We start from the raw sequence: 20,899 nt of genomic DNA, 5'->3' as shown, positions 1-20,899 counted from the left end.
GTTTCCCACCCTGGTCCGCCACGTCAATAACGTTACGTCGCTGAGAGGTTGGAGCATGCCGGACGACTCCGCAGCTGCCCGGGCCGCCGCCGAAGAGGAGTCGGCGTTCTCGCACCCGGCGGTCGATCCCGACTCCACCGCCGCGTACGGAGACCACCCCGACCAGCTGATCGACTTCTACGCCCCGCGCACCGACGTGGTGCCCGGCGCCCTCGCTCCGCTGGTCGTCGTGCTGCACGGCGGCGCGTGGCGGGCTCCGTACGACCGCCGGCACATCTCGCCGTTCGCGGACTTCCTGGCCCGGCGGGGTTTCGCGGTGGCCAGTGTGGAGTACCGGCGGGGGAGTGCGATCCCCGCCCAGGGCGGCAGCCCTGTCGCGGGGCGCTGGCCGGAGACCTTCGACGACGTCGCGGCCGCGCTGGACGCGCTGCCCGCCCTGGTACGGCAGTCCCTTCCGGGGGCCGACCCGCGCCGCATGGTCATCACCGGGCACTCGGCCGGCGGGCACCTCGCCCTGTGGGGGGCGGCCCGCCATCTGCTGCCCGCCGACGCTCCCTGGCGCATCGACCGCCCCGCACCGCTGCGCGGGGTCGTCGCCCTGGCCCCGATCGCCGACTTCGAGGTCGCCGAGAAACTGGACGTGTGCGGGGGCGCTTCGCGTCAACTGCTGGGCGGAGAGGAGAAGTTCGCCGAGCGGCGCCCGTACGCGGACCCGTCGCTGCTGCTCCCGACGGGCATCGCGACCACCCTGGTCCAGGGCCGCACGGACGTCACCGTCCCGCAGGCGGTCGCCGAGTCGTACGCCGACGCTGCAGCGAAGGCCGGCGAGGTCGTGGGCCTCACGCTCCTGGAGGACGTGGGCCACTTCCCCCTCATCGACCCGGCGGCGGACGCCTGCGCGGTGGTCGCGGAGGAAATCGCCCAACTGGCCTGGTGACCCGCCCCTTACATACCCGTAGTACTTGAGAGCTACGTCCCAGGACAGCTCCCTGGCGTGACGCGGACGACAGGTGACACTCCGTAACTTCCCTTCCGGACAAGCCCGATGGCCGGGCGGACTGGAGGGGAGACGACCATGGGGCGCGGGACGAGGGTTCGGGGGGCGACAGCCGACGGAGCCGGCAGCCGCCGCAGCCTGCGGGCATTCGTGCCGCCTGGGGCGGCACGGGTGGGCGCAGGCGGCACCCGGCCAGTGCCGGCAAGCGAAGCCCCTCGACCCGAGCCCCAGCGCTGCCGCACCCACAGATGGCGCCGAGCCACCCTCGCAGCCCTCATCACCGCCGCCGTCGTCGCCCCCCTCTCGGGCGCCGCCCGACCGCAGATCCCCGCCCCGCCCCCGGCAACCCTCGCCCCCCTCACGCCCACCACGCTCGACGCCGCCTACAAAGCCAACCGCACCAACGCCGCCCGAGCCGCCCGCATGGCCGCAGCCCACGGCGACCACAGACGTGCCGCGGCAGACCGGGAGATGGCCGTCCCCACCCGCCACCTCCTCGCCTACGACGGCCGAGGCGAGGGCCAGGCCACCGAGGTCTTCGGCGACCTCGCCACCGCCACCCGCATCGCCGTCCTCGTCCCGGGCTCGGACACCTCCCTGGACACCTACGACCGCTTCCGCGCGACGGCAGTCGCCCTGCACGACCGCCTGCTCCGGCAGTCCCCGAAGGGCACCCGCACCGCCGTCATCGCCTGGCTCGGCTACCGAACCCCCGGCACGGTCAGCACCACCGTCCTCACCACGGACCGCGCCGACCAAGCAGCCTCCCACCTGCGCGAGTTCATCGCCGAACTACGCCGCACAGCAGGCCGGAAGGCCGACATCTCCCTCCTCTGCCACTCCTACGGCACGGTCGTCTGCGCCCGCGCCGCCGCCGGCCTGGACGTGCAGGACATCGCCTTCGTCGGCAGCCCCGGCACCGGCGCGGCCACGGCGGCGGCCCTGCACACAAGGGCCCGCATCTGGGCCGCCCGCGGTGCCGACGACTGGGTCGAGGAGGTCCCGCACGTGAGGGCGGACCTCTTCGGCTGGACGGTCGGTTTCGGCACGGACCCCGTGTCCCCTGCCTTCGGCGCCCGTGTCTTCGCGGCGGGCCCCGGCGGCCACAGCGACTACTTCAGGCCGGGCTCGGTCTCCCTGGCCAACCTCACCCGCATCGTCCTGGGCGACACAAAGGAGGTGACCCGTGCGTGAGTCGAACGTGCGCCACGCGTGGGACGGCATACGACACGGCGCCGCAGGACAGAGCGCCGCAGGACAGGCCGGCGTACGAGACAACGGCGTAGGAGACAACGGCCCACGAGACAACGGCCCACGAGACAACGGCCCACGAGACAACGGCCCACGAGACAACGGCCCACGAGAGCGAGAGGCCTCCGTACGCCAGAGCGCCCTGCGGCGGGCCGCCGGCCGGATCGACGCCGCCACCCCCGCCGACCGCGACCGCGCCGTGGACGCCCTGCGCGCCTTCGCGATCCTCGGCGTCGTCCTCGGGCACTGGCTGGTCACGGCCCTCGTGGCGGACAGCGGCTCCGTGCACGCCGCCAGCCCCCTCCAGCACATGCCGTGGCTGGCCCCGATCTCCTGGGCCTTCCAGACTCTGGCCGTGTTCTTCCTGGTGGGAGGCCATGTGGCCACCCGCAGCTACACGGCGGCTCGCGCCGGGGGCACGCCGTACCGGCAGTGGCTGACCGCCCGCCTGTCGCGGCTGTTCAAACCGGTGGCCGCCGTACTCGTCCTCTGGACCGTCGCCGCGACCGCCCTGCTTCTCTCGGGCGCGGCACCCGACACCATCCACACACTGGTCAAACTCGCCCTCTCACCCCTCTGGTTCCTGCTGGTCTTCGCGACGCTGACCGCGGCGACCCCGCTCCTCACCCGGCTCAACCCCCTGTGGCCGCTGGCCGTCGTCCTCCATGTGGACCTTCTCCGTTTCGGCCTCGGCGCCCCGCAGAGCCTCGGTTGGGTGAACCTGGCGGCGGGCTGGCTGGTGCCGTACACCCTGGGCGCGGCCTGGACCCGCGGCGAACTGGAACGCGCCCGCGCGGGCTGGATCCTGCTCACCGGCGGTGCGGTGGCGACGGCCCTGCTGGTCGCCTTCGCGGGCTACCCGGCCTCGATGGTCGGCGTCCCGGGGCAGACGATCTCGAACCTCAACCCGCCGACCCTGGCCGCCGTCACCTTCGGCCTGGCCCAGTGCGGCCTGGCCCTGCTCCTGCGCGACCGGCTGCGCCGCACGATGCGGCGGCCCCTGGCCTGGGCTGCGGTGGCCTTCGTGAACCTCTCCGCGATGACGATCTTCCTCTGGCACCAGACGGCCATGATGGCGACGACCGCCACCGCCCTCCCGGCGGGCCGGCTGCCCGGCCTGCACACCGTCCCCGACGGCCTCGGCTGGGTGGCGTTCCGCCTGGCCTGGCTCCCGGTGTTCGCCCTCGCGCTCACGGTCTGCTGGACGGCCTTCCACTCCTACGAACGCGGGAGCGTGCGCGGCAGAAGCACCGGCCCCTCCCGGGTGATCCGCCGCCACGACGGCCCGGACGGGGCGGGAGCGAGGGCCGCCCATCGTGCCTAGGGTTGGCCGCGTGATGGAAACGGGGATCCAGCGGGTGTTCGGGGGCCGCGTGCTGCGCTGGCTGCGTGTGCTCCGCGACGACCTGTGGACGGCACGCGCGGACCCGCTGCCCGCCTTCGTATGGCTGCGCCGGCTGCCGCACGGGCTGCTGTGCATCGCCGCGTTCGGGATCACGCTGGGCGGCACCGCGCAGCTCTCGGACAACGGCCGTCTGGGCTTCGTCTCTGCCTTCCTGGTCTCACTCGCGCAGGGCGGCGCGGTGGCGCTGGCGCTCTGGCGGCCGATCCCGGCCTGGTGGCTGTCGACGACGGGCTCCGTCGCGGGAGCCGTCGCGGTGCACTTCAGCCTGACCGGCGGCGCGGCGCACGACTTCACCTGGCCCTGGACCGCGGCCGGGATCATCGCCCAGCTGCTGGTGCTGCTGCTGCTCGCCCTGCGTGTGCGGACCCGCGTGTCCGTGGAGGCACTGTCCCTGACGGTGCTCGTCACCCTGGTCCTCCAGGGTGTGTGGGAGTCGCCGCACCCGGTGTCCGACGGCCCCCAGCAGTCGACGGGCCCGCTCGCGATCGCCCTGTCCGCCGTCGCCGTGTTGCTCGGCATCGCGCTGCGCAGCCGCCGCGAGGCCCGCGCTGAGGTCGGACGGCTGACCACGCTCACCGCCGAGGAGCGGGCCCGGCGCACCCTCCTGGAGGAGCGCAACCGCATCGCGCGCGAACTGCACGACGTCGTCGCCCACCACATGTCCGTCATCTCCATCCAGGCCCAGGTCGCCCCGCACCTCGTCGAGAACCCGCCCGACGAGCTCAGGGAGAACCTCGAGGGCATACGGAACAACGCCCTGGAGGCGCTGACCGAACTGCGCCGGGTGCTGGGCGTCCTGCGCTCCGAGGACCCCGGCACGGACGCACCGGCCGACGGCGGCAACGACCCGCACAGCCCGCAGCCCACGCTGGACCGGCTCGACGCGCTCGTCGAGAACACCCGGGCCGCCGGTCTGGCCGTGACCACGCGGACCACGGGGGAGCGGCGCCCCCTGCCGTCGGGCGTGGAGCTGTCGGCGTACCGGATCGTGCAGGAGGCGCTCAGCAACGTGCTGCGCCACGCGCCCGGCGCGAGCGCGAGCGTCGAGGTCGCCTACGTCCCCTTCGGGCTGCGCGTGGAGGTCGTCAACTCCCGTCCGCTGCACGAGGCTCCGGCGTCACCGGGCGCGGGGCACGGTCTGCTGGGCATGCGGGAACGGGCGGCGATGCTCGGCGGCGACCTGTCCGCACATCCCCGGCCGAACGGCGGCTACCAGGTCTCCGCCTTCCTGCCGGTCGACCCGCGCACCGACGGCCCGGACCTGCCCGATGCCCCCGACCCCGCCACCGACCCGAAGGACGACACCGCATGACGAGCAGCAGCAACAGCCCCATCCGGGTAGTGATCGCCGACGACCAGCAGATGGTCCGGCAGGGCTTCACCGTGCTGCTCAACACCAAGCCGGACATCGAGGTGATCGGCCAGGCGGTCGACGGCCTGGACGCCGTCGCCAAGGTCGCCGAACTCGCCCCGGACGTCGTCCTCATGGACATCCGCATGCCCGAGCTCGGCGGCATCGAGGCCACCCGCCGCATCACCGCGGAGACACCGCACATCAGGGTGCTGGTGCTCACCACCTTCGACCTCGACGAGTACGTGTACGAGGCGCTGCGCGCGGGCGCGTCCGGGTTCCTCCTCAAGGACGCCTCGGTGGACCAACTCGCCGAGGCGGTACGGGTGGTGGCGGCCGGCGACGCGCTGCTCGCGCCCGGCATCACCCGACGGCTGATCGCCCAGTTCTCCCGCCTGGACGGCAAGCCCCGCGCCCCGCTGAAGGAACGCGTCGGCGACCTGACCGAGCGCGAGACGGAGGTCCTCGCACTGATCGCGCAGGGACTGTCGAACGCGGAGATCGCCCAGCGCCTGGTCGTCGCCGAGCAGACCGTGAAGACCCATGTGGGCCGCATCCTGGTGAAGCTGGGCCTCAGGGACCGCACGCAGGCGGCGGTGTTCGCGTACGAGTCGGGTCTGGTGCGCCCGTCCGGCTACTGAACCGTCGGTCCCGGGGCCCGTACTCCCCGTACTCGTAGTACCTGAGAGGGAGGCCGAAGGACCCTTCTCACTGGTGACGACCGCGACCCGCGCCGCGGCCTACCTTTTCATCGTGACCGAGACGCCCCGCACGCAGCCGATACCGCCGGACCCCACCAGGCACCTGGAACCGCCGGACCGCGCATTCGAGCCGTACAAGCCGAGCAGCCCGGAGTTCCGGGCGGCCATGGACGCCCTGCGCGGAATGCGTCAGGACCTGTTCCACCACGCCTTCGCATACCGTCCGCTGCCGCGCCTGAGCGTCGAGGCCCCGTTCGTCCGCCGCTTCTCCGGCCGGTGGCGCGAGTACGCGACCTGGACGCCGCACGCCCTGATCACCGCGGCAGGCCTCTTCGCCATGCTCGTCGCGTCGCACAGCGACTACCGCGGCGCGGGCGTCAACCTCTTCCTCAGTCTGCTCGCCCTGGGCCCGGTCCTGCTGACCATGGTGCGGCCGATCGGCGCGTTCTGGCTGTCGATGGCGGCGACGCCGGTGGCCGCGGTGTTCGGCAGCAGCTGGGGCGACGCGTGGCCGTGGCTGCCCGGCAGTTTCGTCTGCCACCTGTTCGTGCTCACCATCGTCGCCCTGCGCACCAGGCCGCGCACCGCGGCTTGGATGTGGATCCTGACGGGGCTGTACGGCGCCGCGGCGGAGATCTTCTCCGCCGCCCCCGAGGGCACCCTCGACTCGAACACCGCCCAGCTGCTGTCCTTCTCGGCCCTGATCCTCCTCGCGGTCTCCCTCCGGCACATCCGCCGCCAGGCCCGCCAGGAGGTGACCGCCCAGCAGACGGTGACGGCCCATGAGCGCTCTCGCCGCACCCTGCTGGAGGAGCGCACGACGATCGCCCGTGAGCTGCACGACGTGGTCGCCCACCACATGTCGGTGGTGGCCATCCAGGCGGAGGCGGCTCCCTACCGGGTCGAGAACCCGCCCCCGGAACTGGAGAAGGCGTTCGCCACGATCCGGGAGAACGCGGTGGCGGCGCTCACCGAACTGCGCCGTGTGCTGGGCGTGGTCCGCGCCGAGGACTACGAGGCCCCGGACGCCCCGCAGCCCACCCTCGCCGACCTGGACGCGCTGCTCGCCAATGTGCGGGAGACGACGGGCCTGAGCGTCGACAAGACGCAGACCGGAGCGGTACGGGAACTCCCGCAGGGCGTCGAGCTGTCGGCGTACCGCATAGTGCAGGAGGCGCTGAGCAACACCCTGCGCCATGCACCGGGCGCGGCTGCCAAGGTGGAGGTGTCGTACGTTCTCGGCGGCCTGGGCCTGCGCATAGTGAACGACCCGCCCCCGATCCCGTCCCTGGTCAAGCCCTCACCGGGCGCCGGCCACGGCCTCACCGGCATGCGGGAGCGCGTCACCATGCTGAACGGCGAGATGACGGCGGCCCGTACGGACGACGGAGGCTACGAGGTGACGGTGTTCCTGCCGGTCGTCGCCCACGCAGGCGAAGGTGCAGCATGACCATCCGTGTCCTGATCGCGGACGACCAGATGATGGTGCGCGAGGGCTTCTCGGTCCTGCTCAACGCGATGCCGGACATCGAGGTGGTCGGCGAGGCGGTGAACGGCCGCGAGGCGGTCGACCGCGTCCGCGAACTCGCCCCCGACGTAGTCCTGATGGACATCCGCATGCCGGAACTGAACGGCATCGAGGCGACCCGCGAGATCGTCGCCGCGAACAGCACGGCAAAGGTCCTGGTCCTGACGACCTTCGACCTCGACGAGTACGTCTACCAGGCCCTGCGCGCAGGCGCCTCGGGCTTCCTCCTGAAGGACGCATCGGCCCGCCAACTCGCTGACGGCGTACGGGTGGTGGCCTCCGGCGAGGCCCTGCTCGCCCCCTCCGTCACCAAGCGTCTGATCACAGAATTCTCGAAACTGTCGGAAGCCCCCCGCCCGATGCACTCCGCGATGGCGGCCTACGGCGACCTCACCGAACGCGAGACGGAGGTCCTGGTCCTGATCGCCCAGGGCCTGTCCAACGCGGAGATCGCCGAACAACTGGTGGTAGCCGAGTCGACGATCAAAACCCACGTCAGCAGGATCCTGGTGAAACTGGGCCTACGGGACCGGACCCAGGCAGCGGTGTTCGCTTACGAGGCGCGGTTGGTGACGCCGGGTTAGGGAACGGCAGCCGACCCTGACCGGATTGCTCGACCTATCGTTTATCGATATTATCGAAAAACGATAGGTCGTCTCGGGTGGGGGGAACAATGGCCATGACTTCATTGCAGGGGAGGCGCGGCGGGCGTCTGCTGGAAGCAGTCCTCGGGGTGGCGCTGGCCCTGGCGGGGCTTTTCGGGGTGCTCCTTCCGCTCCTCGGAGTGACAGGGCCCATCGACCCCGTGGACACACGTGACGTGCGGATCGACGCCGTCACCCGGGTGCCGGCCGCGGTGACGAGCGGACCGGTGACGCTCCACGGCACTCACCGGGCGGAGGTCGCCCTGACCCATCCCGATGTCCAGCAGCGGATACTGCTGGCTCTGCCCGACGTCTTCTACGGTGCGCTGCTGATCGTGGTCCTCGCCTTCCTGCTCCGCATGGCCCGTACGCTGCGCGAAGCCGACGTCTTCGTACCGGAGAACGCCCGGCGGCTGCAGGTCATCGCGGCGGCGATCGTGGCCATGGGCGTGCTCGGTCCCGCGGTGGACGCGATCACCACCCACCTCCTGATCAGCGGCACGGCCGTCAGCCCTGCGGTACCTTTCGCCTACACCGTCTCCGCCGCGCCCCTGTTCCTGGGCCTGCTGATCGCGGCGCTGGCCGAGGTCTTCCGGCAGGGCACGCGGCTGCGTGAGGACACCGAGGGGCTCGTCTGATGCCACCGGAGGACGACCACCGCATCGCGGTCCACCTCGACCGGCTGCTCGCGGAGCGGGGCATGACTCTGTCCGAACTGGCGGCGCGGGTCGGTGTGACGGTGGTCAACCTCTCGGTTCTGAAGAACGACCGTGCCAAGGCCATCCGCTTCTCCACGCTCGGCGCGATCTGCCGGGAACTGGGGTGCCAGCCCGGCGACCTGTTGAGCTTCCGGGGCGACTGAGCCGCGGGCTGTGTGCGGCCGTTCGTGCGATCAGAACTCGGAGCCGCCACCGGCGAAGCGTACGGGTGACACGAGCGCGATGCGGATCAGGCCGGGCTCGGGAGGAGGGGCGTCGTAGACGTAGGTGACGGTGAGCGCCGGGCGGGCATCCGTAGCTTCGAGGCGTGTCGTGTAGATCTTCATATAGCCATCCTCCCCACCCGCATAGCCATCCGCGACTCCAAGGTCCCCGCCCGCGCCACCCTCTCCTTCCCGCCCGCCGCCTTCACCGCCCTCATCGACCACCTGAAGGTCCACCCCTCACGGGACAGCGCCCCTCACTGAACTACGATTGGCCGACTTCGGGGACTGGAGGGGGACTTGAGGATGATGGTGCGACGAAGATCGCTCGGGTTCGTCGGGGTGGCCGCGCTGGTGCCGCTGGTCGCTTCCGGTATTTCTGCCGCTTCCGCGGAGGCGGCCTCGGCCTCGTTGGCCGTCACCACGCTGGGGCGGCACGGCGCCAAGGTCTCGACGACGGTCACCGTCGTCGCCGTGCCGTCCGGGCAGTCGTACAGCGTGCAGTCCGGCAAGCGGATCAGCCTGCCGGCAGGGCGCTACATCGCGATGACCGACATCTGGGAGCACGGCACGGAGGGCCTGGGCACCGACACCATCGGCGCGCAGGTCGTGCAGGTCTCGGGCAGCAAGTCCGTGACGCTCGACGCGCGCAAGGGCAAGGCGGTCAAGGTGTCGCTCGACGCCCCCGCCGACGTGACGGCCCCGCCGCGGATCAGCGCGCAGGTGTGCGCCGCCGTCAGCAACATGCCCTCCGCCGACAGCGCGGGCGGCTGGAACGACGAGGGGGGCCTCTACGCCATCCCGAACTCGTCCAGGCTGCTGCAGTTCGGGTATCTGGCGCAGTGGTCGGGTAACGACAGCTATGTCGCCGTGAAGAACACCACGGGTATTCCGGCCGCGCCCGGCGGGTCGTTCAAGCGGTCGAAGCTGGCGACGATGCGCTTCTCGGTACGCAGCGGAACACAGATGGCCCGTCAGCACGACACCGCGCTCCAGGCGCAGCCGAAGACCGACGACTGCACCACCGACCTGATAGCCACGGTCCGCGACGACAACGCCCCGTACAGCGCCACCGTCCATGTGACGCCCGGGACCTGGCAGCCGCGTGACGACATCTTCGCGAGCAACGGCGACGACGTAGGCGGCGGCTTCCCGAAGGTCAGGACGCTGAAGGCGGGGCAGAGTTTCACGCAGTCCTTCGGGCGGGCCGTGTGGAGTCCGATGCATTTCCTGCCATTCGTCGAGCACAAGTCCGTCTGCTTCGTTGCCGACGCCCTGATCGGCGACCCGGACGTCGGCACCAGCGGGGCCGACCCGACGAAGGAGACGGTGGTCCTGTCCAAGGGCAGCACCACCATCAAGAAGAAGACGCTGACCAACTGGGGCGGCGACCCGGTGTTCTCCGCCGGCATCCGCTCGGCCGGCTGGTACCGCCTGACGGTCGATGCCCACCGCTACCGTCCGGGCATCACCTTCCCCTCCGGCATGCTGTCGTCCCGCGCCACCCTCGACTGGCACTTCAAGGTGGCCGACCCGAACAAGGCGATCGTCGCCCCCGTCTTCCTGACCCGCTTCCTGCCCACCGGGCTGAACAGCCGCAACCAGGCCGCGGCGAACAGCACCACCACGGTCGACGTGAGCGCCGGGCGCGGCTCCCAGGGGCCGGACGTGAGGTTCACCGAGGTGACCGCCAAGTCCGTCCGGGTCTGGTCGTCCGCCGACGGCGGCAGGAGCTGGCAGGCGGCGACCGTCAAGCACGTCGGCTCGATCTGGCAGGCGTCCGTCCACAACCCCGCCTCCGGGGCCGTCGCCCTGCGCTCCGAGGTCACCGACGCCGCCGGGGACCGCTCGGTGGAGACGGTGTACCGGGCGTACGCCGTCGGCTGAGGCCGTCGGTGCCGGCGCATGGTGTCGTCGTGGGCCGCCGGTGGAAAATACGGTGGCCCCGGCGCACCGCCTGAGTAGGGTCGGGCAGATGCCCGAGCTGAAACGGCTGCAGGCCGGTCATGCCCCGGCGGTCCTGGCCTTCGAGCTGGCGAACCGCGCCTACTTCGCCGCCTCGATCACCGACCGCGGCGACGCCTACTTCGAGCACTTCACCGAGCGGTACGACGCCTTGCTGGCCGAGCAGGAGGCCGGCATCTGCGCCTTCCACGTGCTCGTCGCGGAGGACGGTTCGGTGCTCGGCCGGTTCAATCTGGTCGACATCGAAGATCACAGCGCAGAGCTCGGCTACCGGGTCGCGCAGCATGTCGCAGGCCGGGGCGTGGCGACCGCGACCGTGCTGGAGCTGTGCCGGCTGGCGGCGGACCGGCACGGGCTGCGCACCCTGCGGGCGGCCACCGCCCACCGGAACGTGGCGTCCCAGAAGGTGCTGACCAAGGCCGGTTTCGTCCCGGTCGGCCCGGCCGACCCGGCCCACATCGGCGGTGAGCCGGGCACCTGGTACCGGCGCCACCTCGTGCCGGAGGACAGACATCCCTGGTCAGGCGGGCGGATGCCGGGTTAGCGTCCGTCCATGACCGCCTTCGACCCGTGGGACCCGGAGTTCCTGGCCGATCCCTACCCCGCCTACGCAGAGCTGCGCGCCAAGGGCCGCGTGCACCACTACGAGCCCACGAACCAGTGGCTCGTCCCGCACCACGCGGACGTCTCCGCGCTGCTGCGCGACCGGCGGCTCGGGCGGACGTACCAGCACCGGTTCACGCACGAGGACTTCGGGCGGACCGCGCCGCCCGCCGAACACGAGCCGTTCCACACCCTCAACGACCACGGGATGCTGGACCTGGAGCCCCCGGACCACACCCGGATCCGGCGACTGGTGTCGAAGGCGTTCACGCCACGGACGGTCGAGCAGCTCAAGCCGTACGTCAGCAACCTCGCCGGGGAGCTCGTGGACCGGCTCGTCGAGAAGGGCGGCGGGGACCTGCTCAGCGATGTCGCCGAGCCGCTGCCGGTGGCCGTCATCGCCGAGATGCTGGGCATCCCCGAAGCGGACAGGGCCCCTCTCCGGCCGTGGTCGGCCGACATCTGCGGGATGTACGAGCTGAACCCCTCCGAGGACACGGCCCGCAAGGCCGTACAGGCCTCGGTCGAGTTCTCCGACTACCTCCGCGAGCTGATCGCCGAGCGGCGCCGGACCCCCGGCGACGACCTCATCTCCGGGCTCATCGCCGCCCATGACGAGGGCGACCGCCTCACCGAGCAGGAGATGATCTCCACCGCCGTCCTGCTCCTCAACGCGGGCCACGAGGCGACCGTCAACGCCACGGTGAACGGCTGGTACGCCCTCTTCCGGAACCCGGAGCAGCTCGCCGCCCTGCGCGCGGACCACTCCCTCGTCCCCACCGCCGTGGAAGAGCTCATGCGCTACGACACCCCGCTCCAGCTCTTCGAGCGCTGGGTGCTGGACGAGATCGAGATCGACGGGACCGTCATCCCGCGGGGCGCCGAGATCGCCATGCTCTTCGGCTCCGCCAACCACGACCCGGAGGTCTTCCGGGACCCCGAGCAGCTCGACCTGACCCGCACGGACAACCCGCACATCTCCTTCAGCGCCGGCATCCACTACTGCATCGGGGCGCCCCTCGCGAGGATCGAGCTGGCGGCATCGATGACGGCACTGCTGGAGAAGGCCCCCAAGCTCAGCCTGGCGGCGGAACCCGAGCGGAAGCCGAACTTTGTGATCCGGGGGTTGGAGGGGCTGAGTGTCGCGGTGAGGTGATCACCCGTTTGGCTGATCACGACCAACTCCGAGCGATGGTCGTGAACGACTCGTCAAGCTGGTGCCTGCCTGCGAAGGGAGGCACCATGACGGTTATGGCAGAACTCGCGTCGTCTCAGTTGTCGGTCGACATGTTCGAGCGGATCGCCGAATTCGCCGAGCGGGAGGACGAGACCGTCAGGTTCGAATTCATCGACGGACGGATCGGACTCAAGAAGGTGACGAACGGCAACCACGGGACGATCACGATGTGGCTGATCCGTCAGTGCATGCGTGCTCGGCCCGAGCTCGATCTCAATCCGTTGCAGGGCCTGAAGGTGGAGGCCTACCGCAAGGGACGGGCGCGGCCCGACGGTGTGCTGGCACCAGTCGACCACTTCGTGGGGCAGGGCGACTGGGCTGAACCTCACGGCGTTCTGATGGCAGTCGAGATCACGTCGTACGACTCGGACACCCACAACCGCGACCGCGTGGAGAAGCCGCGGGCGTATGCGGAGGCGGGTATCCCCGTCTACTTGCTGATCGACCGTGACAACCTTTCGGTTCTCGTGTACAGCAATCCGCATCCGGAGGTCGGCTACCGCGACATCCACGTGTCCCGGCTCGGCGAAAAGGTCAACCTCCCCGATCCGGTAGGTATCAAGCTCGACACCGAGGAAATCAAGCAGTACGTCGACTGAGCGGTTCGCGTCAGGCCGTCATGTCCCGCCGCCGCAACCCCGTAAGTCCCGCACCCACCAGCACCACCGCCAGCACGGTCAGCAGCGCCACCGACCCCCACTCCATCCCCTCACCCGGCAGCTTCGGCAGATGCCCGAACGGCGACAGGTCCAGCAGCACCCGCGGAGCATCCAGCGCCGGGCCCACCCAGCCGATCAGCAGGACCGCCCCCGCGACGCCCCACGCCGCGGTCGCCGCCCGCGGGAACACGCCGTAGATCAGGACCGCCACCCCGCCGATCACCCACACCGCGGCCACCTGCACCAGGCACGCCCCGAGGATCGGCCCCGCCTCCTTGCCGTAGCCCACGACGAAGCCCAGGCCGGTCAGGAGCATGATCAACACAGCCCCGCCGAACGCGACCGCCAAGTGGCCGCAGGCCCACCGCAGTCGTCCCACCGCGTTCGCCAGCACCGGCTCCGCCCGCCCCGAGGTCTCCTCGCCGTACAGCCTCAGCACGCTCGACACGACGTACAGGGACGCGACGAGACCCATCATCCCGATCATCGATGCCAGGAAGGCGTCCGTCAGGCCGCTCTGCCCGCCCATCCGCTCGAAGATCTTCCGTGCGTTCTCGTTGTCGCCGACCAGGTCCGTCACCCCGTCCGTCAGGCCGCCGTAGACGACGCCCACGACGAAGAAGGCGATCGACCAGCCGGTGACAGCGCCCCGTTGCAGCCGCCAGGCCAGCGCGCCCGCCGAGTCCAGGCGGCCGGACGCGGGTCCCGGGCGCGTCGGCAGGAAGCTCATGCCGACGTCCCGGCGGCCCGCCAACTCGTAGGCGACGAAGGCCTGTAGTCCCACCGCCGCCGCGAACAGCAGCAGCACCCACCAGCGTTCGCCGGCGTACGGCCGCAGGTTCTCCAGCCAGCCGAGCGGGGAGAGCCAGGTCAGGGCCGAGGAGCCGTCGTCCGTCGCCGCGTCGCCCGCCGCGCGCAGCACGAAGGCCGCGCCCAGGACGCCCGCGGTCAGCCCGCGGGCCAGTCGCGCGCTCTCCGTCAGCTGGGCGACGATCGCCGCCATCGTCGCGAAGACCATGCCGACGGCCGCGAGCCCGAGCCCGAAGGACAGCGCGCCCACAGCCCCCTGGCCCGCCAGACCGGCAGCAACCAGCACTGCCAGTACGGCATTTGCGACTCCCGCCGCCAGCAGGGCCGCCGTCAGGGAGGCCCTGCGGCCCACCGTCCCGGACGCCACCAGCTCCTGCCGCCCGCTCTCCTCCTCGTCCCGAGTGTGCCGTACGACGACCATCAGGCTCGTCGCGGCGGCCAGCGCACCCGCGTACACCCCGACGCGCCAGGCCGTCAGCGCACCGATCGAGGTGTCGAAGACGGGGCCGATCAGTGCGCGGAAGGAGGCGTTGGCCGCCACCTGGTGGGTCAGGTCGGCGCGTTCGGCGGGGGTGCCGTAGAGGTTCTTCAGGGTGTTCGGCATGGAGAGGGCCATCAGCGCGTTCACGCCGACCCAGACCGGGATGATCAGCCGGTCGCGGCGGAGCGAGAAGCGCAGCAGCACACCCGTGCCCGCGAACGACGTCATCGCGCCGCCACCTCCTCGTCCTGGTAGTGGCGCAGGAACAGCTCCTCCAGCGTGGGCGGGGTCGAGGTCAGGGACCGTACGCCCGTCTCGCTCAACTTCCTCAGCACGGAGCCCAGTTGGTCAGTGTCGACCTGCAGCCGTACCCGCCTTCCCCGTACGTCGAGGTCGTGCACGCCGGGCAGCTGCGCCAACCCGTCGGGCGGACCGGCGAGTTCGGCCGTCACGCTCGTCCGCGTCAGATGGCGCAGGTCGGCCAGCGAACCGCTCTCCACCGTCCGGCCCCTGCGGATGATGCTCACGCGGTCGCAGAGCTCCTCGACCTCGCTGAGGATGTGCGAGGACAGCAGCACCGTACGGCCGCGCTCCCGCTCCTCCTCCACGCAGCGCTGGAAGACCTCCTCCATCAGCGGGTCCAGGCCCGACGTCGGCTCGTCCAGTATCAGCAGGTCCACGTCGGAGGCGAAGGCGGCCACCAGGGCGACCTTCTGGCGGTTGCCCTTCGAGTACGTACGGCCCTTCTTGGTGGGGTCCAGCTCGAAGCGCTCGATCAGCTCGGCCCGGCGGGACGGATCCAGCCCGCCGCGCAGCCGGCCGTACAGGTCGATGACCTCGCCGCCGGACAGGTTCCGCCACAGGGTCACGTCCCCCGGGACGTACGCGATCCTGCGGTGCACCTCCACCGCGTCCTGCCACGGGTCGCGGCCCAGCACCTGCGCGGCACCGGAGTCGGCGCGCAGCAGGCCGAGCAGCACGCGGATGGTGGTGGACTTGCCGGCGCCGTTCGGGCCGAGGAAGCCGTGGACCTCGCCGGACTCCACCTCCAGGTCGAGGCCGTCCAGGGCCCGGGTGCGGCCGAACGACTTGTGGAGGCCGGAGACGCTGATTGCCTTCGTCATGCTTCAGAACGTACGCTTCCTTCAGAAATTTGTGAAGTTAAGGAAGGGTATAAAGACTATGAAGCCCGGTTAGGGTGGTGACCATGACGGAGTCGAAGGCGGCGGGAAGGGACCCGGAGGCGGTCTCCAAGTTCGTGGAGAGCTTCGCGGCGCAGCTGGTCGAGGCCGGGATGCAGCGGATGCCCGCCCGTGTCTTCGCCGCCCTGCTCTCCTCCGACGAGGGCTCGATGACCTCCGCCGAGCTGGGGGAGCAGCTGCAGATCAGCCCCGCCGCGGTCTCCGGGGCGGTGCGCTATCTGACCATGACGCACATGGTCTCGCGGGAGCGTGAGCCCGGCTCGCGCCGCGAGCGCTACCGGGTGCACGGCGACCAGTGGTACGAGGCCCTCACCAACCGCGAGGCCCTCATCAAGCGGTGGGAGGGGGCCCTGCGGGAGGGTGTCAGCAGCCTGGGCGCCGACACCCCCGCAGGACGCCGCATGGCCGAGACGCTCGCCTTCTTCGAGTTCGTCGAGGGCGAGGTCGCGGCCATGATGGAGCGGTGGCGGGTGCACCGCCAACGGGTGTTCGGGGACGGGTAGTTACCGCTCCTTGGTCTCCTCCAGGACCGTGCGGCCCAGCAGCTGGTACCGCTCCGGCGACCGCCGCTTGAGGTACTGCGCATAGCCGATGCCCGCCGCCGCGACCAGGGCCACCAGCCACGGTGTCGCCTTCAGCAGCAGCGAGCCGGATTCCGAGCCGGCCGCGACGCTCATGTTGGACACCAGGAGCAGCACCACTGCGAGCATCGCGATGCCGCCGACGAGCGGGGCGGTGAACGTCCTGAACCAGTGCCGGCTCTCGGGGTGGTTCTTGCGGAAGTAGACGAGGACCGCGAAGGAGCAGACCGCCTGCACGATCAGGATCGCCATCGTGCCGAGGATGGCGAGCAGGACGTAGAGGGCGTTGGCCGGGTCCTTGCTCGTGGCCCAGAACGCGAGGATCAGTACGGCGCTCACCACCGTCTGCACCAGGCCCGCGATGTGCGGGGAGCCGTGCCGGGGGTGGGTGCGGCCGATGGTGTTCTTCAGGGACGGCAGGACGCCCTCACGGCCCAGCGCGTACATGTAGCGGGCGGCGCAGTTGTGGAAGGCCATGCCGCAGGCGAGCGAGCCGGTGATCATCAGCCACTGCATGAGGTCGACCGCCCAGTGGCCGACGTAGTGCTCGGTGGGGTTGAAGAACAGGGCGAGGGGGTTCGCCGACGAGGCGACCTTGACGGCCTCGGTCTCGCCGTTGCCGATGATGGCCATCCAGGAGACGAAGACGTAGAAGACGCCGACGCCCAGGACGCTGATCATCGTGGCCTTGGGGATGATCCGCTTCGGGTCGCGGGACTCCTCGCCGTACATCGCCGTCGACTCGAAGCCGACCCAGGACCAGAACGCGAAGAACAGGCCGAGGCCGGCGCTCGTGCCCTTGAAGGCGTTGATCGGGTTGACCGGGCCGAAGGTGAAGCCGTGCGGGCCGCCGCCGTGCAGGGCGACCGAGATCGCCATCGCCGCGAGGACCGTCACCTCGGTGCCGAGCAGGACCACGAGGAGCTTCTCGGCGACCGAGACGCCGAACCAGGTGCCCGTCGCGTTGACGGCGAGCATCAGCAGCGCGAAGGCCCACCACGGGATGTCAAGGCCCGTCTGGTCCTTGAGGGTTCCGGTGGCGAAGGTCGAGAAGATGCCGATCAATGCGGGCTCGAACACGGCGTACGCGAAGGTCGCGAGGAGGCCCGACGCGAGCCCCGCGGTGCGTCCGAGACCGTAGGAGATGAAGCCGTAGAAGGCGCCCGTAGACGTGATGTGCTTCGCCATCGAGGTGAAGCCGATGGAAAAGATTGCCAGGACGACCATTGCGACGAGATAGCTCGCGGGTGCCCCGATGCCGTTGCCTGACGACACCATGAAGGGAACGTTGCCCGTCATCGCGGTGATCGGGGCCGCGGTGGCGACGGCCATGAAGACCACCCCCAGCAGGCCCACGGCGTTGGGCTTGAGCCGGTGAACCGTGCCGTCGCCGTCCGTCTTCGTCGCCGGGGCGACGCCCTCATCCACTGCCATCGGGTGGCCCCTCTCCTGGTGGTCCGTTGCTGTACTGGACCGGAACTCTGTAGCCCGAATGAGTCGGTCAAGGGTGTCGGGGCGTTAAATGTTTGTCAACCAGACCTTTAGAAACGTCAGGAAATCTGGCGGCAACACGCCCCTCGTACGGTCGCCGGCATGAGCACCTACACGGCCACCCTCGGCGGCGAGCGCCACCGCTTCGACTCCCTCGCGCGCCTGCTCGCCGCCGCGAGCCCCGAGCGCTCCGGCGACCGTCTCGCCGGGCTCGCCGCCGGCAGCGCCCGGGAGCGGGTGGCCGCGCGCTGGGCCCTTGCGGAGGTGCCGCTGGCGACCTTCCTGACCGAGCCGGTGATCCCGTACGAGAGCGACGACGTGACCCGGCTGATCCTCGACACGCATGACGCGGCCGCCTTCGCGCCGGTGGCCGGGCTGACGGTCGGAGAGCTGCGGGAGTGGCTGCTGGCGGCGGACGGCCAGGCGCTGACGGCGCTGGCCCCCGGGCTCACGCCGGAGATGGTCGCGGCGGTGTCCAAGCTGATGGGGAACGCGGACCTGGTGGCCGTGGCCCGGAAGGTACGGGTGGTCACCGCCTTCCGCTCGACGATCGGGCTGCCGGGGCGGCTCGCGACGCGGTTGCAGCCGAACCACCCGACCGACGACCCGGCGGGAGTGGCGGCGGCGTTGCTCGACGGCTTGCTGCTGGGCTCCGGCGACGCGGTGATCGGCATCAACCCGGCGACCGACAGCCCGAAGGCGGTAAGGGAGCTGCTGGAGCTGCTGGACGGAGTGATCGACCGGTACGCGATCCCCACCCAGTCATGCGTCCTGTGCCATGTCACGACGAGCGTGGACCTGATGGAGCGGGGTGCACCGGTGGACCTGGTCTTCCAGTCCATCGCGGGCACGCAGGCGGCGAACGCCTCCTTCGGCGTGACGCTGGGCCTGCTCGACGAGGCGTACGAGGCGGCGCTCGCCCTGGACCGGGGGACCGTCGGCCGCAACGTCATGTACTTCGAGACCGGCCAGGGCAGCGCGCTGTCGGCGGACGCGCACCACGGGGTGGACCAGCAGACGGTGGAGGCACGGGCCTACGCGGTGGCCCGCCGCTACGACCCGCTGCTGGTGAACACGGTGGTTGGCTTCATCGGCCCGGAGTACCTGTACGACGGCCGCCAGATCCTCCGGGCGGCCCTGGAGGACCACTTCTGCGGCAAGCTGCTCGGCCTGCCCATGGGCCTGGACATCTGCTACACGAACCACGCGGACGCCGATGACGACGACGTCGCGACCATGCTGACGATGCTCGGCGTCGCGGGCGCGTCCTTCGTGATCTGCACGCCGGGCGGCGACGACATCATGCTCAATTACCAGTCGGCCTCGTACCACGACGCGTTGTACCTCCGCGAGGTCCTCGGGCTGCGCCCGGCACCGGAGTTCGAGGCCTGGCTGGAGTCGAGCGGACTGCTGGACGAGCGGGGCGGGATCCGCGAGGTGGCGTCCCATCCGCTGACCGCGATCGGAAGGGAGCTGGCGGCATGACGGAGACTCAGATTGCTGTACCGGCAGGTGACTTGTGGGCCACCATGCGCCGGCACACCCAGGCGCGTATCGGGCTCGGCCGCGCGGGCTCGGCGCTGCCGACCCGCCACCGCCTCGAACTCCAGACCGCGCACGCGGCGGCGCGGGACGCGGTGCACTCGCCGTTCGAGCCGGAGGCGGTCGCGGCGGGGCTGGGCGGGATGCCGACGGTACGGGTGCGCAGTGCGGCGCGCGACCGGCTGACGTATCTGCAACGGCCCGATCTGGGGCGGCGGTTGGACGCGACGGACCGGGCGCATCTCCCGGCCGGCGACTGGGACGTGGTCTTCGTGGTGGCGGACGGGCTGTCCAGCCGGGCGGTGCACGAGCATGCGGCGGCGGTGGTGCGGGAGACGGTGGCGCGGCTGCCGGGGTGGAGCGTCGCACCGGTGGTGCTGGCGGAACAGGCGCGGGTTGCTCTGGGTGACGACATCGCGTCCGCGATGGGCGCGACGATGGTCGTCGTCCTGGTCGGGGAGCGCCCGGGCATGTCGGCGGCGGACTCCCTGGGGGCGTATCTGACGTACCGGCCGGTCCCGGGCGTGACGACGGACGCCGACCGCAACTGCCTGAGCAACATCCGGCCGCCGCTGGGGCTGACGTACGAGGGGGCGGCGGGGAAGCTGGCGGGGCTGATGGGGAGGGGGCGGGAGCTGGGGGTCACCGGGGTGGGGCTGAAGGACGAATCCGATCAGGCAATGGTGACCGAGCGGCTACCCTGAGTTGCGGCTGGTCCGCATCAAGGGGAGGGCGCATCATGACACTCATGGCAGAGCAACTGGTGATAAGCGGCACTGAGCCCCGCAGCGCTTTCGAGGAGCTTCTGGACCTCCTCGACGAACTGCACGTGCCCGACGGCTACAAGGCCGAGATCATCAGGGGGAGTATCGTCGTGTCGCCGTGGTCGAAGGCCTACTACTACGACGTCATGGAGGAGGTGTGCGAGCAGCTGCGACCGCACCTTCCCGAGGGGCACCGGATCAGCGCCGCCCCGTTCCTCTTTGTGTTCCCGGGCTCCGAGCGTGCCTATGGCCCCGACATCCACGCTGCGCACCGGAACGTCAGTCGGCACACGAGCAACCACTTGGACGGCGAAGCCCTCTCCTTCGTCGCCGAGCTCACCTCTCCATCCACCCGGGAAGACGACCTGACCGACAAGGTCGGGGTCTACGCCGAGGCAGGTGTCCCCGTCTACCTGGTACTCGACATGCAGGCGGAGCTGGCCATCGTCTACAGCTCCCCGTCGGCAAAAGGATACGAGGCCCGCTTCACCAAGCCCTTCGGCGAAAAGATCTACATCCCGGACCCGTTCGGGTGCGCCCTCGACACCACTGGTTTCCGGGCCCCCAAGGAGGAAGTCGACGGGCAGCCCGAGGCCTGACGTGCTCAGCCGGCCATACCCCCGAAGCTCCGGACACCGGCTGCCGCACCCCCTCCGCCCGCCCCTCCACCTCGCTCCGCTCCGGCCACCGCACCGTGACCCCCGCCTTCTCCGCGAGCGTCACCAGCGGGTGACGAAGCCCCGAAACCGGAGGGAACCTCCAGCA

22 protein-coding genes are annotated in these 20,899 nt (G+C 70.8%); 18 read left to right on the top strand and 4 right to left on the bottom strand.

Annotation, left to right across the window (positions count from 1 at the left end):
• The first annotated feature begins 55 nt into the window (after positions 1-55).
• The 9 genes from ACFY1E_RS06450 (at position 56) to ACFY1E_RS06410 (ending at position 8,739) form a co-directional block, all read left to right on the top strand.
• A complete protein-coding gene (locus ACFY1E_RS06450) occupies positions 56-937 on the top strand; it encodes an alpha/beta hydrolase (RefSeq protein ID WP_389072153.1) in 882 nt (293 codons plus the stop codon).
• Positions 938-1,192: 255 nt separating this feature from the next.
• Positions 1,193-2,191, top strand: coding sequence for an alpha/beta hydrolase (locus tag ACFY1E_RS06445; protein WP_389072150.1), 999 nt, complete (start codon positions 1,193-1,195; stop codon positions 2,189-2,191).
• A gap of 199 nt (positions 2,192-2,390) precedes the next feature.
• Positions 2,391-3,572, top strand: a complete 1,182-nt coding sequence (locus ACFY1E_RS06440) for an acyltransferase (protein ID WP_389073346.1) — start codon at positions 2,391-2,393, stop codon at positions 3,570-3,572.
• Positions 3,573-3,585: 13 nt separating this feature from the next.
• The gene (locus ACFY1E_RS06435; protein ID WP_389073343.1) at positions 3,586-4,965 is read left to right on the top strand and encodes a sensor histidine kinase; all 1,380 of its coding nucleotides are present in this window, start codon (positions 3,586-3,588) and stop codon (positions 4,963-4,965) included.
• Complete coding sequence (locus ACFY1E_RS06430; RefSeq protein WP_344406013.1) at positions 4,962-5,645, top strand: response regulator transcription factor; 684 nt, start codon at positions 4,962-4,964, stop codon at positions 5,643-5,645. Before ACFY1E_RS06435 ends, ACFY1E_RS06430 begins: the two co-directional genes overlap by 4 nt.
• 112 nt (positions 5,646-5,757) lie before the next feature.
• A complete protein-coding gene (locus tag ACFY1E_RS06425; RefSeq protein WP_389072147.1) occupies positions 5,758-7,155 on the top strand; it encodes a sensor histidine kinase in 1,398 nt (465 codons plus the stop codon).
• On the top strand, positions 7,152-7,817 hold the full coding sequence (locus tag ACFY1E_RS06420) for a response regulator (protein WP_389072145.1): 666 nt from the start codon (positions 7,152-7,154) through the stop codon (positions 7,815-7,817). Before ACFY1E_RS06425 ends, ACFY1E_RS06420 begins: the two co-directional genes overlap by 4 nt.
• Positions 7,818-7,912: 95 nt before the next feature.
• Entirely contained in the window at positions 7,913-8,515 is a 603-nt protein-coding gene (locus ACFY1E_RS06415) for a DUF2975 domain-containing protein (protein ID WP_389072142.1), read from the top strand.
• Positions 8,515-8,739, top strand: coding sequence for a helix-turn-helix domain-containing protein (locus ACFY1E_RS06410; RefSeq protein WP_389072140.1), 225 nt, complete (start codon positions 8,515-8,517; stop codon positions 8,737-8,739). Before ACFY1E_RS06415 ends, ACFY1E_RS06410 begins: the two co-directional genes overlap by 1 nt.
• 30 nt (positions 8,740-8,769) lie before the next feature.
• Here the strand turns inward: ACFY1E_RS06410 and ACFY1E_RS06405 are convergent, their stop codons facing one another.
• Complete coding sequence (locus ACFY1E_RS06405) at positions 8,770-8,922, bottom strand: hypothetical protein (RefSeq protein WP_389072138.1); 153 nt, start codon at positions 8,920-8,922, stop codon at positions 8,770-8,772.
• On the opposite strand from ACFY1E_RS06405, the gene ACFY1E_RS06400 reads away from it, so the two are divergent.
• The 5 genes from ACFY1E_RS06400 (at position 8,887) to ACFY1E_RS06380 (ending at position 13,203) form a co-directional block, all read left to right on the top strand.
• Positions 8,887-9,063, top strand: a complete 177-nt coding sequence (locus tag ACFY1E_RS06400; protein WP_389073341.1) for a DUF397 domain-containing protein — start codon at positions 8,887-8,889, stop codon at positions 9,061-9,063. The genes ACFY1E_RS06405 and ACFY1E_RS06400 overlap by 36 nt on opposite strands.
• A 45-nt stretch (positions 9,064-9,108) precedes the next feature.
• Entirely contained in the window at positions 9,109-10,686 is a 1,578-nt protein-coding gene (locus ACFY1E_RS06395) for a hypothetical protein (protein ID WP_389072135.1), read from the top strand.
• Positions 10,687-10,774: 88 nt separating this feature from the next.
• Entirely contained in the window at positions 10,775-11,308 is a 534-nt protein-coding gene (locus tag ACFY1E_RS06390; protein ID WP_389072133.1) for a GNAT family N-acetyltransferase, read from the top strand.
• Between the two features lie 9 nt (positions 11,309-11,317).
• Entirely contained in the window at positions 11,318-12,523 is a 1,206-nt protein-coding gene (locus ACFY1E_RS06385; RefSeq protein WP_389072130.1) for a cytochrome P450, read from the top strand.
• Positions 12,524-12,609: 86 nt separating this feature from the next.
• Entirely contained in the window at positions 12,610-13,203 is a 594-nt protein-coding gene (locus ACFY1E_RS06380; protein ID WP_389073338.1) for a Uma2 family endonuclease, read from the top strand.
• A 10-nt stretch (positions 13,204-13,213) separates the two neighbouring features.
• On the opposite strand, the gene ACFY1E_RS06375 is transcribed toward ACFY1E_RS06380, so the two are convergent.
• Both ACFY1E_RS06375 and ACFY1E_RS06370 read right to left on the bottom strand, forming a co-directional pair.
• Positions 13,214-14,782 (bottom strand): ABC transporter permease, encoded by a 1,569-nt coding sequence (locus ACFY1E_RS06375; RefSeq protein WP_389072128.1) that lies wholly within the window; start codon positions 14,780-14,782, stop codon positions 13,214-13,216.
• Positions 14,779-15,678 (bottom strand): ATP-binding cassette domain-containing protein, encoded by a 900-nt coding sequence (locus ACFY1E_RS06370; RefSeq protein WP_389072126.1) that lies wholly within the window; start codon positions 15,676-15,678, stop codon positions 14,779-14,781. The genes ACFY1E_RS06375 and ACFY1E_RS06370 overlap by 4 nt, the downstream gene beginning before the upstream one ends.
• A gap of 83 nt (positions 15,679-15,761) precedes the next feature.
• Between ACFY1E_RS06370 and ACFY1E_RS06365 the strand changes: the two genes are divergently transcribed.
• A complete protein-coding gene (locus ACFY1E_RS06365) occupies positions 15,762-16,259 on the top strand; it encodes a GbsR/MarR family transcriptional regulator (RefSeq protein WP_389072124.1) in 498 nt (165 codons plus the stop codon).
• On the opposite strand, the gene ACFY1E_RS06360 is transcribed toward ACFY1E_RS06365, so the two are convergent.
• Positions 16,260-17,771: an APC family permease gene (locus ACFY1E_RS06360; RefSeq protein WP_389072121.1), complete on the bottom strand. Its 1,512-nt coding sequence runs from the start codon at positions 17,769-17,771 to the stop codon at positions 16,260-16,262.
• Positions 17,772-17,930: 159 nt separating this feature from the next.
• On the opposite strand from ACFY1E_RS06360, the gene ACFY1E_RS06355 reads away from it, so the two are divergent.
• Genes ACFY1E_RS06355 through ACFY1E_RS06345 form a run of 3 tightly spaced genes read left to right on the top strand, consistent with a single transcriptional unit; the run spans position 17,931 to position 20,733 of the window.
• Positions 17,931-19,313 carry an ethanolamine ammonia-lyase subunit EutB gene (locus ACFY1E_RS06355; protein WP_389072119.1) on the top strand — a complete coding sequence of 461 codons (1,383 nt, stop codon included), beginning with the start codon at positions 17,931-17,933 and terminating at the stop codon, positions 19,311-19,313.
• Entirely contained in the window at positions 19,310-20,074 is a 765-nt protein-coding gene (gene eutC, locus ACFY1E_RS06350) for an ethanolamine ammonia-lyase subunit EutC (protein ID WP_389072117.1), read from the top strand. The genes ACFY1E_RS06355 and eutC overlap by 4 nt, the downstream gene beginning before the upstream one ends.
• A 35-nt stretch (positions 20,075-20,109) precedes the next feature.
• Complete coding sequence (locus tag ACFY1E_RS06345) at positions 20,110-20,733, top strand: Uma2 family endonuclease (RefSeq protein WP_389072115.1); 624 nt, start codon at positions 20,110-20,112, stop codon at positions 20,731-20,733.
• The last annotated feature ends 166 nt before the right edge of the window (positions 20,734-20,899 follow it).

The sequence above is a fragment of the Streptomyces sp. NPDC001604 genome (assembly GCF_042893475.1).
In the GTDB taxonomy this organism is placed as follows: Bacteria; Actinomycetota; Actinomycetes; order Streptomycetales; family Streptomycetaceae; genus Streptomyces.
This window is presented reverse-complemented; position numbering and strand designations above follow the sequence as displayed.

Bases quoted from the DNA above. Each gene is read 5' to 3' on its own strand.
- ACFY1E_RS06380 (WP_389073338.1), top strand. From the start codon at position 12,610: ATGACGGTTATGGCAGAACTCGCGTCGTCTCAGTTGTCGGTCGACATG.
- eutC (WP_389072117.1), top strand. From the start codon at position 19,310: ATGACGGAGACTCAGATTGCTGTACCGGCAGGTGACTTGTGGGCCACC.
- ACFY1E_RS06390 (WP_389072133.1), top strand. From the start codon at position 10,775: ATGCCCGAGCTGAAACGGCTGCAGGCCGGTCATGCCCCGGCGGTCCTG.
- ACFY1E_RS06385 (WP_389072130.1), top strand. From the start codon at position 11,318: ATGACCGCCTTCGACCCGTGGGACCCGGAGTTCCTGGCCGATCCCTAC.
- ACFY1E_RS06370 (WP_389072126.1), bottom strand. From the start codon at position 15,678: ATGACGAAGGCAATCAGCGTCTCCGGCCTCCACAAGTCGTTCGGCCGC.
- ACFY1E_RS06360 (WP_389072121.1), bottom strand. From the start codon at position 17,771: ATGGCAGTGGATGAGGGCGTCGCCCCGGCGACGAAGACGGACGGCGAC.
- ACFY1E_RS06435 (WP_389073343.1), top strand. From the start codon at position 3,586: ATGGAAACGGGGATCCAGCGGGTGTTCGGGGGCCGCGTGCTGCGCTGG.
- ACFY1E_RS06355 (WP_389072119.1), top strand. From the start codon at position 17,931: ATGAGCACCTACACGGCCACCCTCGGCGGCGAGCGCCACCGCTTCGAC.
- ACFY1E_RS06420 (WP_389072145.1), top strand. From the start codon at position 7,152: ATGACCATCCGTGTCCTGATCGCGGACGACCAGATGATGGTGCGCGAG.
- ACFY1E_RS06430 (WP_344406013.1), top strand. From the start codon at position 4,962: ATGACGAGCAGCAGCAACAGCCCCATCCGGGTAGTGATCGCCGACGAC.
- ACFY1E_RS06365 (WP_389072124.1), top strand. From the start codon at position 15,762: ATGACGGAGTCGAAGGCGGCGGGAAGGGACCCGGAGGCGGTCTCCAAG.
- ACFY1E_RS06405 (WP_389072138.1), bottom strand. From the start codon at position 8,922: ATGAAGATCTACACGACACGCCTCGAAGCTACGGATGCCCGCCCGGCG.
- ACFY1E_RS06375 (WP_389072128.1), bottom strand. From the start codon at position 14,782: ATGACGTCGTTCGCGGGCACGGGTGTGCTGCTGCGCTTCTCGCTCCGC.
- ACFY1E_RS06450 (WP_389072153.1), top strand. From the start codon at position 56: ATGCCGGACGACTCCGCAGCTGCCCGGGCCGCCGCCGAAGAGGAGTCG.
- ACFY1E_RS06345 (WP_389072115.1), top strand. From the start codon at position 20,110: ATGACACTCATGGCAGAGCAACTGGTGATAAGCGGCACTGAGCCCCGC.
- ACFY1E_RS06415 (WP_389072142.1), top strand. From the start codon at position 7,913: ATGACTTCATTGCAGGGGAGGCGCGGCGGGCGTCTGCTGGAAGCAGTC.
- ACFY1E_RS06410 (WP_389072140.1), top strand. From the start codon at position 8,515: ATGCCACCGGAGGACGACCACCGCATCGCGGTCCACCTCGACCGGCTG.
- ACFY1E_RS06395 (WP_389072135.1), top strand. From the start codon at position 9,109: ATGGTGCGACGAAGATCGCTCGGGTTCGTCGGGGTGGCCGCGCTGGTG.